The organism is Streptomyces sp. NP160, assembly GCF_006335115.1.
Taxonomy (GTDB): domain Bacteria; phylum Actinomycetota; class Actinomycetes; order Actinomycetales; family Quadrisphaeraceae; genus Quadrisphaera.
The window spans coordinates 105,098-117,311 of the sequence record NZ_VDMJ01000014.1; the positions used below are offsets into that span (position 1 = coordinate 105,098).

General features: G+C 74.2%; 9 protein-coding genes. 7 read left to right on the plus strand and 2 right to left on the minus strand.

The window, feature by feature from the left end; genetic code table 11:
- Nucleotides 1–42: 42 nt before the first annotated feature.
- From FHN55_RS08940 to FHN55_RS08960, 5 genes are all read left to right on the plus strand, one after another.
- Nucleotides 43–1,035: an ABC transporter substrate-binding protein gene (locus FHN55_RS08940; protein ID WP_257570820.1), complete on the plus strand. Its 993-nt coding sequence runs from the start codon at nt 43–45 to the stop codon at nt 1,033–1,035.
- An 85-nt stretch (nt 1,036–1,120) separates the two neighbouring features.
- Complete coding sequence (locus FHN55_RS08945) at nt 1,121–2,755, plus strand: sugar ABC transporter ATP-binding protein (RefSeq protein ID WP_139711955.1); 1,635 nt, start codon at nt 1,121–1,123, stop codon at nt 2,753–2,755.
- A complete protein-coding gene (locus FHN55_RS08950; protein WP_139711956.1) occupies nt 2,752–3,957 on the plus strand; it encodes an ABC transporter permease in 1,206 nt (401 codons plus the stop codon). The genes FHN55_RS08945 and FHN55_RS08950 overlap by 4 nt, the downstream gene beginning before the upstream one ends.
- On the plus strand, nt 3,954–4,964 hold the full coding sequence (locus FHN55_RS08955; RefSeq protein WP_139711957.1) for an ABC transporter permease subunit: 1,011 nt from the start codon (nt 3,954–3,956) through the stop codon (nt 4,962–4,964). Before FHN55_RS08950 ends, FHN55_RS08955 begins: the two co-directional genes overlap by 4 nt.
- A gap of 226 nt (nt 4,965–5,190) precedes the next feature.
- Nucleotides 5,191–6,645 (plus strand): diguanylate cyclase domain-containing protein, encoded by a 1,455-nt coding sequence (locus FHN55_RS08960; protein WP_139711958.1) that lies wholly within the window; start codon nt 5,191–5,193, stop codon nt 6,643–6,645.
- 88 nt (nt 6,646–6,733) lie between these two features.
- Here the strand turns inward: FHN55_RS08960 and FHN55_RS08965 are convergent, their stop codons facing one another.
- A complete protein-coding gene (locus FHN55_RS08965) occupies nt 6,734–8,293 on the minus strand; it encodes a GAF domain-containing protein (protein ID WP_139711959.1) in 1,560 nt (519 codons plus the stop codon).
- 107 nt (nt 8,294–8,400) lie between these two features.
- Nucleotides 8,401–8,955, minus strand: coding sequence for a carbonic anhydrase (locus FHN55_RS08970; protein WP_139711960.1), 555 nt, complete (start codon nt 8,953–8,955; stop codon nt 8,401–8,403).
- A 254-nt stretch (nt 8,956–9,209) separates the two neighbouring features.
- On the opposite strand from FHN55_RS08970, the gene FHN55_RS08975 reads away from it, so the two are divergent.
- Both FHN55_RS08975 and FHN55_RS08980 read left to right on the plus strand, forming a co-directional pair.
- On the plus strand, nt 9,210–10,496 hold the full coding sequence (locus tag FHN55_RS08975) for a sensor histidine kinase (RefSeq protein ID WP_139711961.1): 1,287 nt from the start codon (nt 9,210–9,212) through the stop codon (nt 10,494–10,496).
- 96 nt (nt 10,497–10,592) lie between these two features.
- On the plus strand, nt 10,593–12,179 hold the full coding sequence (locus FHN55_RS08980) for a methyl-accepting chemotaxis protein (protein ID WP_218974487.1): 1,587 nt from the start codon (nt 10,593–10,595) through the stop codon (nt 12,177–12,179).
- The last annotated feature ends 35 nt before the right edge of the window (nt 12,180–12,214 follow it).

A 12,214-nucleotide genomic window follows, 5' to 3' on the forward strand; every position in this document is an offset into this window, starting at 1 on the left:
CGCGCACGTGGCGGGCGATGGACGCACTCGAGGAGGAGTCAAGTGTTCCACGCATCCAGGCGTTCCTTCCTGTCCGCGGTGGCCGCCACCGGAGTGGCCCTCACGCTCGCCGCCTGCGGCGGCAGCGCCGAGGGGGGCACGGGCTCCGGCGGTGACGCCGGCGGCTCGGGCGACGGCGGGGCCATCCGCGTCGGCTACTCCCAGCTGGGCGCCGAGAGCGGCTGGCGCACCGCCAACACCGAGTCGGTGAAGGCCAACCTCACCGCCGAGAACGGCTTCGACCTCACCTTCGTCGACGCCCAGCAGAAGCAGGAGAACCAGATCAAGGCCCTGCGCGACTTCGTCGCCCAGGACGTGGACGTCATCGCCTTCTCCCCGGTCGTCGAGACCGGCTGGGACGACGTGCTGCAGGAGATCAAGGACGCCGGCATCCCCGTGGTGCTCGTGGACCGGACGGTCGACACCACGGTGGAGGACCCCTACGTCACCCACATCGGCTCCGACTTCAAGGCCGAGGGCACCAAGGCCGGCGAGTGGGTCAAGGCCAACGCCGCCGACGCGAAGATCTTCGAGCTGCAGGGCACGCTCGGCTCCGGCGCCCAGGTGGACCGCGAGGAGGGCTTCGACGCCGTCGTCGGGAGCCAGGTGGTCGGCAAGGCCAGCGGCAACTTCACCCGCGCCGAGGGCCGCACCGCCACCGAGGCGGCGCTGCAGGCCTACCCCGAGACCACCCTGATCTTCACCCACAACGACGACATGGGCCTGGGCGCCGTGGAGGCGATCGAGGCGGCCGGCAAGACGCCGGGCACCGACATCCAGATCGTCTCGGTCGACGCCGTCCGCGACGGGCTCCAGGCCCTCGTGGACAAGAAGTTCAACTACGTCGTCGAGTGCAACCCGGCCTTCGGCGACCAGCTCGCCGAGCTCATCAAGAAGGTCGCCGCCGGCGAGGACGTGCCGAAGGAGACCGTCGTCGAGGAGACGGCCTTCGACCAGACCATCACCCAGGCCGAGGTCGACGCCCGCCCCTACTGACGGGCAGGCACCGACCCCCGTTCCTCCCGGGGCGGCGCCGCGGACAGCGCGGCGCCGCCCCGGGACCCCACGGAAGGCCCCACCCATGGCTCAGCCAGTGACCGCCAGCCACACCCCCGCCACCGCCCCCGTCGTGCAGGTGCGCGGCATCACCATCGAGTTCCCCGGCGTCCGCGCCCTGGACGGCGTCGACCTGCGCCTGTTCCCCGGTGAGGTGCACGCCCTCATGGGTGAGAACGGCGCCGGCAAGTCGACCCTCATCAAGGCCCTCACCGGCGTCTACGCCATCGACGCGGGCCAGGTCCTGCTCGACGGCGAGGAGATCGCCCTGAAGGACCCCGGCGCTGCGCAGGCCGCCGGCATCTCCACGGTCTACCAGGAGGTCAACCTCTGCTCCAACCTTTCGGTGGCCGAGAACGTCATGCTCGGCCACGAGGTGCGCCGGGGCCCCTTCGTGGACTGGCGCGCCACGCGGCGCGCCGCCCGTGAGCAGCTGGCCCGCCTCAACCTCGACGTCGACCCGCGCTCCCTGCTGGAGTCGCACACCATCGCCGTGCAGCAGCTGGTGGCCATCGCCCGCGCCATGGTGGTCGACGCGAAGGTGCTCATCCTCGACGAGCCGACCTCCAGCCTGGACCGGGCCGAGGTGGCCGAGCTGTTCCGCGTGGTGCGCCAGCTGCGCGACTCCGGCGTCGCGGTGCTGTTCGTCTCCCACTTCATGGACCAGGTCTACGAGATCTCCGACCGCATGACGGTGCTGCGCAACGGGCGCCTCGTGGAGGAGCGGCTCACCCGCGACCTGCCCCGCCGCGAGCTCATCTCCCTGATGATCGGGCGCTCCGGCGACGAGCTGGCCGGGGTGGAGGAGACCGCGAAGGCGGCCATCTCCCTGCACGACCCCGGCGCCGAGCCGCTGGTCTCCACCAGCGCCCTGGGCCGCGCCGGCTCCGTGCAGCCGTTCGACCTCGACCTCTACCCCGGCGAGATCGTCGGGTTCGCCGGCCTGCTCGGCTCCGGGCGCACCGAGGCCGCCCGCCTGCTGTGCGGCGCCGACCGGCCCGACACCGGCGGCCTGGAGGTGGACGGCGCTCCCGCGCGCCTGTCGACGCCGCTCGCGGCGCTGCAGCGGGGCCTGGCCTACTCCACGGAGGACCGCAAGAAGGAGGGCATCGTCGGCGACCTGACCGTGCGGGAGAACATCGCTCTCGCGCTGCAGGCGCGGCGCGGCGCGTGGCGGCCCATCCCCGCCAAGGAGCTCGACGACGTCGTCGCGAGGTACATGAGCGCCCTCAACATCAACCCCAAGAACCCCCACGCGCTCATCAAGAACCTCTCCGGCGGCAACCAGCAGAAGGTGCTGCTGGCGCGCTGGCTGGCCACCGACCCCCGCCTGCTGATCCTCGACGAGCCCACGCGCGGCATCGACGTGGGCGCCAAGGCGGAGATCCAGAAGCTCGTGGTGGAGCTGGCGAAGGAGGGGATGTCGGTGGTGTTCATCTCCTCCGAGCTGGAGGAGGTGCTGCGCCTGTCCCAGCGCGTGGTGGTCATGCGCGACCGGGTCAAGGTGGCCGAGCTGGTCAACGGCGACGACGTCACCGCCGAGACGGTGCTGGCGACCATCGCCGCCGAGCCGACCACCGAGCCGACCACCGAGCCGACCACCGGGACGGGCCCGGGGCCCGCCCCGTCCACGGACACCTCGAAGGAGGGCGCGGCATGAGCGCCACAGCGAGCGGCGCCGCCGGCTGGCCCCGGCGCGTCGCGGGACACACCCTGTTCTGGCCGACCGCTGCGCTGGTGCTGCTGCTGGTCGCCTGCGCGATCGCGAGTCCCGGCTTCCTCGACGTCACCCTCCGCGACGGCGCCCTGGTCGGCCAGCCGATCGACCTGCTGCGCAACTCCGTGACGCCGCTGCTGCTGGCGCTGGGCATGTGCCTGGTCATCGCCACGGGCGGCATCGACCTGTCCGTCGGCGCGGTGATGGCCATCTCCCTGGCCGTGTCCCTCACCTACCTGGACCGCGCGGCCGACCCGAGCGCCCCGGGCACCGTCGCCACCGCGGTGGTGCTCGGCCTGCTGCTCGGCGTGGCCGTCGGCGCCTTCAACGGCACCCTCGTGACGGTGCTCGGCGTGCAGCCGTTCATCGCCACGATGATCCTCATGGTGGCTGGGCGCGGCATCGCCATGCTCATCACCAAGGGCCAGATCACCACGGTGACCAGCCCGCCGTTCAAGGCCCTGGGCGCCGGCTCGGTGCTCGGGCTGCCGCAGGCGGTGGTCATCGGTGCCGTGGTCTTCGCGCTCGTGGCCCTGGTGGTGCGGCGCAGCGCGCTGGGCGTGCTGCTGGAGGCGATCGGCGTCAACCGCGAGTCGGCGCGCCTGTCCGGCGTCCGCGCCCGCAGCACCACCTGGACCGTCTACGTGCTCGCCGGCGTGCTGGCCGCGCTCGCGGGCATCATCTACGGCGCCCCGACCATGGCGGCCGACGCCAACAACATCGGCCTGTTCTTCGAGCTCAACGCCATCGTGGTGGTGGTGCTCGGGGGCACCAAGCTGGACGGCGGCCGCTTCTACCTGTCCGGCCTGGTGGTGGGCGCCCTGCTGCTCACCACCATCGAGCGGGCGGTGATCATCTTCCAGCTGCCCTCGACGACCACCAACCTGTTCAAGGCGGCGGTGCTCATCGCCCTGTGCGTCGCGGCGTCCCCGCGGGCCCGCGGCTGGCTCGCCCGCCGGCGCACCGCGAGCAGCGGCCCGCGCCGTCCCGAGGCGGCCGCGGCCCGGCCGTCGTCGGCGTCGTCGTCGGCGGCGTCGTCGTCGTCGTCGTCAGCCTCGGCCCCGTCGACGCGCTCGGCGCCCTCGGCGATGACGTCGCCGCTGGCGCCCCGACCGTCCGCCACCGCCAAGGAGGTGGGAGCGTGAAGCTCCGCCGGCTCGACGCCCGCTACCTGCCCGTCGCGGGCACCCTGGTCACCCTGGTGGTGCTGCTGGCGGTGGGCCAGGCCCGCTACAGCACGCAGCGCCAGGACTTCATCTCGATGAAGCTGGTCTCCAACCTGCTCATCGACAACTCGTTCCTGCTGGTGCTGGCGGTGGGGATGACCTTCGTCATCCTGGCCGGGGGCATCGACCTGTCGGTCGGCGCGGTGGTCGCCCTCGTGGGCCTGACCGTGGCGCAGCTGTTCATCGCCGGGTGGCCGGCTCCCGTGGTGGTGGTGCTCGGGATCCTCGTCGGCACGGTCTGCGGGTCGATCATCGGTGTGCTGGTGCAGCACTTCGACGTCCAGCCGTTCATCGCCAGCCTCGCCGTGCTCTTCCTCGCCCGAGGGGCGGCCACGGTGATCGGCACCCGCTCGCTGCCCATCGACGACCCGACCTTCTCGGCCCTGGCCTCCTGGAGCATCAGGTTCGGTGAGGGACGCACGTCCTGGCGCATCAACGCGAGCATCCTCATCGCCCTCGGCGTGCTGGCCGTCGCCTACCTCGTGCTGCACCACACCCGCTTCGGGCGCACGGTCTACGGCCTGGGCGCCGCGGACCGCGGCAACGCCGTCAACCTCATGGGCCTGCGCGCCGACCGGACCCGCGTGTGGGTGTACGTCATCAGCGGCACCTGCGCCGGCGTCGCCGGGATCCTCTTCGCCCTCTACACCAAGTCGGGCTACAACCTCACCGGTGTGGGCATGGAGCTCGACGCCATCGCCGCGGTGGTCATCGGCGGCACGCTGCTCACCGGGGGGTACGGCTACGTGCTCGGCACCGGGGCCGGCGTGCTCGTGTACGGCCTGATCCAGGTGCTCAACTCCCGGGAGGGGCTGGAGTCCTGGTGGACCCGCGTGGCCATCGGCGCCGTCCTCCTGGCGTTCGTGGTGCTCCAGCGCCTGATCGCGGTGCGGCGTCGCCCCGCGGTGGCCGCGGCCACCCCCTGACCCCCCGTCCTCCGGGGAGCAGCGTCCCCCAGCCCGCTCACCGGAGGACGGGGCCCCACGGCCCCGCGTCCCGCGCCCCTGCGCGACCAGCGGGCGCGGACCCCTGACCCGGCGCGCTGCGACGGCTCGGTGCCGGGGCGGTCCTCAAGGCCGGTCGCTCGGGCGCCGATGCTCTTGAAGAGGCGCGGCGCAGACGGCTGCCGCCTCCCGGGCGGAGGGTGGTCGAGTGCTGGAGCTGCACGAGCCGGAGGGCCTGCGGGACCGACAGCTGCAGGTGCTGGCCGACTGCGACCTGCTCGAGCCCGACGGCGACGCCGACCTCGCGGCCACCGCGCGCGTGGCCGCCGTGGTGACGGGGTACCCGGTGGCGATGGTCAACGTGCTGCTGCCCGAGCAGGCGTGCTCCCTGGCCCGCGAGGGCGGCGAGGCCGTGCCGATGGTGCGCGAGGAGTCGCTGTGCCACCGCGCGAGCCTGGCGGGCGGCCCGGTGGTCTCCGGGGACTGCGCCACCGACCCCCGGTTCTCCGACCTGCCGTGGGTGGACGGCCGCCTCGGCGCCGTCCGCCGCTACGCCATGGCGCCCCTGCAGGTGGACGGCCTGGTGGTGGGCACGCTGTGCGTCCTGGACGAGCAGCCCGGACCCGCGCTCGGCGAGGAGCTGGTGTCGCCCCTGGTGGACCTCGCGGCGGTGGCGTCCTCGCTGCTGCAGCGCCGCCGGGAGAGCCGGCTGGCCCGCGCCGCCCGCGAGGAGCACGAGCGCGCCCGCGCCTTCGACGCCGCGCTGCTGCAGGCGCTGCCGGTCGGTGTGGCCGCCGCGGACGCGGACCAGCGGCTGACGCACTTCAACGACACCCTCCGCGAGTGGTACGGCGGTGACGCCGATGCCGACGCCGGGCTCGCGCCCGACGACTGGACCACCGCCTACGCGATGTACGAGAGCGACGGCACCACCCCGCTCGCGCCGGCGAAGGTGCCGCTGCGGCGGGTCTTCGAGGAGGGCTCGGTCAGCGGGGCGGAGTTCGTCGTGCGCCCCGCCCGGGGAGCGGCGCGCACCATTTCGGGGGCCGGAACGCAGGTGCGCGACGCGGCGGACCGGCTGCTGGGCGCCGTCGTCGTCCTGTCCGACGTGACCGGTCAGCGCGCCCTGGAGGCGCAGCTGCGCGAGGCCGCCACGCACGACGTGCTGACCGGGCTGCCCAACCGCGCGCTGCTCGTGGAGCGGCTCACCCTCGCGCTGTCGGAGGCGCACGACCCCTGCGGCGGTCCTGCGTGGCGGGTGGCGGTGCTCTACTGCGACCTCGACGGCTTCAAGGCCGTCAACGACGGCCACGGGCACGCCGCCGGTGACGCGGTGCTGCTGGCCGCCGCGGGCCGGCTGTCCGCGGCGCTGCGCCCGCAGGACGTGGTGGCCCGCCTCGGCGGTGACGAGTTCGTGGTGCTGTGCCCGGGCGTCGCGGACGAGGCCGAGGCCGACGCCATCGCCGCGCGGCTGGTGCGCGAGGTCGGCGAGCCGGTGCTCGTGGACGGCGTGGAGCACCGCGTGGGCGTCAGCGTCGGCGTGGTGCTCAGCGGGCCCAGCGAGGGCAGCGAGGGCGCCGAGCGGCTGCTGACGGCCGCCGACGCGTCGATGTACGCGCGCAAGCGCGAGCGCCGGGAGCGCCGCGACGCCCTCACCCCCTGATCCCCACCTCCCTCGCNNACCGGGCGCCCGGCTGCGGTCCCACTGGGGGAGGGACCGCGACCGGGCGCCCGGCGAGGAGCGGAGTGCGTCAGGCGAGGATCGCCCGGGTCACCGCCACCTGCTCGGTGAGCACGCCGGCGATGACGTTCTGCGTCTCGTTGATCTCGTCGACCACCGTGGTGATGGCCGACAGGCGGGAGATGACGTCCTGCACCTGCTCCTGGATGAGGCGCACCCGCTCGTCCACCTCGGTGGTGGCCTTCGCGGTGCCGTTGGCCAGCTCCTTGACCTCGCCGGCGACGACAGCGAAGCCCTTGCCGGCCTCGCCCGCCCGCGCGGCCTCGATGGTGGCGTTCAGCGCCAGGAGGTTGGTCTGGGAGGCGATCGCCTGGATGGTGGAGACCACCTGGGAGATCCGGGTGCTGGACTCGCCGAGCCCCGCCACCTCGGCGTTGGCCTCCTCGGTGAGGGTGCGGCCGCGCTCGGCCACGCTCCCGGCGGCGAGCACGTTGCGCTCGACCTCCTCGATGGAGACGACCAGCTCGCGGCCCGCCGTGGTCAGGCGCTCGCGGGAGGCGATGCGCTCCAGGGCCTGGCCCAGCAGGAACCCGGTGTTGCGCAGCGCGCTCTCGCGGCTGGCGGACATCACCAGGGTGCGGGTGGCGAAGAAGTCCATGGTGCCCACCACGTCGCCCTCGACGACGATCGGGATGCACACGCCGCTCTTGACGCCGGCGCCGCGGGCGGCGGGGGCGCGCACGCAGTCGGTGACCTGCGCGAGGTCTTCCACGAAGAGCAGGTCGCGGGCGGCCCAGGTGCGCCCGGCCACGCCCACGCCGCGGGCGAAGCTGGCGCTCATCGTGACGCGGCGGAACTCCTCGCCGACCTGACCGACCTCCTGGGAGAAGCGCAGCGCGTCGCCGCGCTCGTCGAGCTTCCAGAAGGAGCCGTAGTTCCAGCCGAAGCCGGAGCAGATGGTGTCGAGGGCGAACCGCACGGCCGCGGCCGGGTCGTCCGCCTTCGACAGCTCGCGCAGCACGGCGTTGACCGCCTCGACGTCCTGCGCGGCCTTCGCCTGGCGCTCGGACTCGCGGGTGCGCTCGAGGGCCTGGGAGACGAGCACCCCGATGGAGCGCAGCACGTCCAGGCGGCGCGGGGCCGGGTCGAGGGTGGCGTCGGTGAAGAAGTCCATGGTGCCGACCACCTGGCCGGCCTCCACCACGGGGAAGCAGACGCCGCTGCGCACGCCGGAGCGCTGCGCGACGGGAGCGCGCACGCAGTCGGTCAGCTCGCCGATGTCCTTGATGAAGACGAGGTCGCGGGCCTTCCAGGCGCGCCCGGACAGGCCGACGCCCTCGCAGAAGGACGCCGAGCGCGTGACCTGCCGGAACTCCTCGCTGGTGGCGCCGGACTCCTGGACGAAGCGCAGCTCGGCGGCACTGCCCTTGCCCTCCACGCGCCAGTAGGAGCCGTAGACCCACCCGAACTGGGTGCGGACGGCCTCGAGGGCAGCGCTGACGGCGGCCTCGGAGGTGCTGGCGGCGGCGACGGCGCGCACCACCTCGACCACGGCGCGCACGTCGGCCTCGGCCTCGGCCGCCGTGCGGCTGGCCTGCTCGAGGGCAGTGGTGCGTCCTGCTCGCTTCATCGAAAGCACTCCTCCTGAGCGCGGCGCTGTTCTCGGCCGCGATGATCGAGGTATCGACGCGGCCGGGGGCGGCCTGTAGTGCGCGACCGGTTGATCTTGCGAACGGTCTACCCGTGCTGCGGCGCCAGGGGTCCCGGCACGAGCCGCCGCCGGGTCACCGGGCGCACCTCCGCGAGCGTCCCGGACAGGACGTCGTAGACGAAGCCGCGCACGCGGTCGCGGTGGGGCAGCGCGGGGTCGCCCTGGATCCGCGCGACGCTGTCGCGGACGTTCTGCTCGACGTCGCCGAAGGTGCCGGTGCTCGACCAGGGCGGCTCCACGCCGGTCTCGCGCAGGACGCGCGCGCGGAACTCCTCGCCGTCGAAGGTGGCCATGCCGCACCCGGTGTGCTGGATGACGACGACCTCGCGCGTCCCCAGCTCGCGCTGGCTGACGGCCAGGGACCGCAGGACGTCGTCGGTGGCGGACCCCCCGGCGTTGCGCAGCACGTGCGCGTCGCCCTCGGTCAGGCCGAGCAGCCCGTACGGGTTGATCCGCGCGTCCATGCACGTCACCACGGTGGTGCGCAGGGCCGGGGGACCCGGCAGGTGGCCGTGGTAGAACGCGGCGGCGTAGTACTCGGCCTGGGCGACGAGCCGGTCGACGGCGGTGGTCTCCTCCACGGACGGGTGGTCGGCCGCCGCCGCAGGTGGCTCCACGGAGGCGGCGGGACCGTCACCCCCAGGGGGCAGGTGATCACCCTGTCGGAGTCCCCACCGCCACGGGTTTCGAGCGGCGGGGACGGATGCATCGTGCGCGACTCTTCTCGTGCTGTCCACTCGAGCGTCCCCCGTCGGGGAGGTCTTCACCGGAGAGGACCGCACGACCTGCGGCCGCGCGTCGCGGCGCGCCCCCCGGGCGGGGGATGATCTGGCGGGTGGGTGAGGTGGCGACCGGCGCCGCGAGCGCGTCAGCCCGACGGGGTGGGACGGCCGCGCTGCTGGGTCGGGCGGGTCGGGCGGGCAGGGCGGTCAGGATCCCGGCGTCCTCGTCCTGGCGCACCGGCCCCGCCCGCGCGGTGCTCGAGACCGGCGTGGTGGCGCTGTGCGCCCTCGAGGTGTTCGCCTGGCAGGAGGTCAGGGCCGACAGCTACTTCGGCGTCGCCGTGGCCGCGCTGGTGGCGGTGGTCGCCCGGCTGCGCTGGCCGGTGGCGGCCGCGGTCGCGGCCGGCCCGGCGCTCGGCTGGACGGCGCTGCTGCTCACCCCGCTGGTGCTGCTCTTCACCGCCGGGCAGAAGGAGCGGCGCGACGGCGTGGTGGTCGCGCTGGTGGTGTGGACGGTGGTGTCCAGCGCCGCCCTGATGACCTGGCAGGACTCCCGCTACCTCGTGGAGGACGGGCCGCTGCGCCTCATCACCGACATCGCCGCGGCCATCGCCATGGCGGCCGGTGCCGCGGGCCTCGGGCGCCTGGTGCGGACGCGCCGCGAGCAGTCGGCGGCGCTGCGCGAGCTGGTGGCCGGCCGCGCCCGCGAGCGGGCGCTGGCCGAGCACGCCGCCCGCGCCGACGAGCGCGCGCACCTGGCGCGGGAGATGCACGACGTCGTGGCCTCGCAGGTCACGCTCATCGCCGCGCAGGCCGGGGGGCTGCGGATGCTGCCCGGCGTGGACGACCGCACCCGGGAGGTGGCGGAGACCATCCGCGCGGCGGCCGCGCAGACCACCCGCGAGCTGCGCGAGGTGCTGGCGGACCTGCGCGGCCCGGACTGGTCCGACGCTTCGGCGCCCCGTCCGAGGGCCGTGTGCCTCGGCGAGGTGGACGGGCTGTGGGCCGCGTCGGGGTGCACCGGGCAGCTGGTGGTGCAGGTGCCCGACGACGTGGACGTGCCGGCGCCGGTGCAGCGCGCCGCGTACCGCATCCTCCAGGAGGGCCTCACGAACGCCGTGCGGTACGCGCCGGGCGCACCGGTCAGGGCCGGGGTGGAGGTGGTCGCCTCCACGCTGGTGGTGTCGGTGGTCAACGGGCCGCCGCCTGCACCGTCGTCGTCGTCCTCCTCCTCGTCGACGGCGACGGCGGGCGTGCCGGCGGAGGCGGTGGCGCTCTCGACGGGCAACGGGCTGGTGGGGGTGCGCGAGCGCGCCCAGGCGCTGGGCGGCTACGCCGGCTGGGGACCCACTGACGACGGCGGGCACCAGCTCACCGCCGTGCTGCCGCTGCTGGGCTGACGCGTCGGCCTGCCGGGAGACAGGTCCTCAAGATCGTTGATCTTCGGGTCGATGGAGAGGGGGACCGATCTTCCCCACAGCCTCCGGGAGGCCCTCGTGCTCCGCCGTCTCGCCGACCTCAAGGTCGCGCACAAGCTCTACGCCGGGTTCGCCGTCGTCTGCCTGCTGCTGGCGGTGGTCGCCGGGCTCGCGGTCGTCAGGCTCGGGCAGGCCCAGCAGGACCTCGACGAGCTCTCGTCCACGGGCATCGCCGCCGTGGACGCGGCCGGCGGCACCATCTCTGGGTTCCGCCTGGTGCGCCTGGACCTGCTCGCCATCGCCGTGGCCCCCGACGAGGCGACCACGGCCGACGCGATGCGGGACTACCAGGCCGCCGACACCGACCTGGACCGGCAGTGGAAGGAGTACTTGGACAGCGACCCGGCGAGCTCCGCGCAGCAGCGGGAGGCCTTCACCACCGGGCTGGCGGCCTTCCGCCAGGCCGCCCAGGAGCTGATGCCGGCGGCCCAGGCCAGCGACCTCGCCACCTTCATGCAGCTGCGGCAGGAGGCGCTGGTCCCCGCGGCGAAGGCGGCCGAGGAGGCCCTGGTGACCATCAAGGAGGTCGAGAACGCGGCCGCCGACCGGATGGCGTCCGACGGCGCGGCCGCCTACCGCTCGGCCGTGACCGTGCTGGTCAGCTGCGCCGTGGTGGCGCTGCTGCTGGCGACGGGCATCGCCGTGGTGGTCGCCCGCTCGGTGACGGGGCCCCTGGCCAAGGTCGTCGACGTCATGGCCGGGATGGCCGCGGGGCGCCTCGACCGCCGCGTGGGCCTGACCAGCCAGGACGAGCTGGGCCAGCTCGGCGCCTCCACCGACGCGTCCATCGACGCGCTCGCCGGGGCCATGCGCGAGATCCGCGACGAGGCCACCGCGCTGGCGTCGTCCTCGGCGACGCTGTCCACCGTGTCCACCCAGCTGTCGGCCAGCGCCGAGGAGTCCGCGGCGCAGACGCAGCTGGTCTCGGCCGCCACCGAGCAGGTCTCGGCGTCCATCTCCACGGTCGCGGCGGCCGGCGAGGAGATGACGGCGGCGATCACCCAGATCGCCTCCGCGACCAGCGACGCCTCCCAGATGGCCACCTCCGCGGTCACCGCCGCCGGTTCGGCCGGCGGCGCGATCGAGCGGCTGGGGATCTCCTCCCGCGAGATCGGTGACGTGGTCAAGCTCATCACGAGCATCGCCGAGCAGACCAACCAGCTGGCGCTGAACGCCACCATCGAGGCCGCCCGCGCCGGGGAGCTCGGCAAGGGCTTCGCCGTCGTCGCCGGTGAGGTCAAGGAGCTGGCCCGCCAGACCGCCCAGGCCACCGACGAGATCATCGGCAAGGTCTCCGCCACCCAGGGCGACGCGAGCGCCGCGGCCGCGGCGGTCACCGAGATCGCCGACGTCATCGCCCGGATCGACGCCGTGCAGGCGACCATCGCCGCGGCGGTGGAGGAGCAGTCGGCCACCACCAGCGAGATGGTCCGCAACGTCACCGAGATCTCCACCGGCAGCTCGGAGATCGCCGCGAACATCTCCAGCATCGCGGCGGGCACCGACCAGAACCGCGAGGGCGCCGGGAACACGGCCACCACGGCGGGCTCGCTGGCCGCCTCGGCGGGGCGCCTGCAGGAGCTGACGGGGCGCTTCACGGTCTGACGCAGCACCCCACCTCGAGGGCCACCGGCCGGCGC

Coding starts and splice junctions, on each gene's coding strand:
- FHN55_RS08950 (WP_139711956.1), top strand. CDS start 2,752: ATGAGCGCCACAGCGAGCGGCGCCGCCGGCTGGCCCCGGCGCGTCGCG.
- FHN55_RS08965 (WP_139711959.1), bottom strand. CDS start 8,293: ATGAAGCGAGCAGGACGCACCACTGCCCTCGAGCAGGCCAGCCGCACG.
- FHN55_RS08945 (WP_139711955.1), top strand. CDS start 1,121: ATGGCTCAGCCAGTGACCGCCAGCCACACCCCCGCCACCGCCCCCGTC.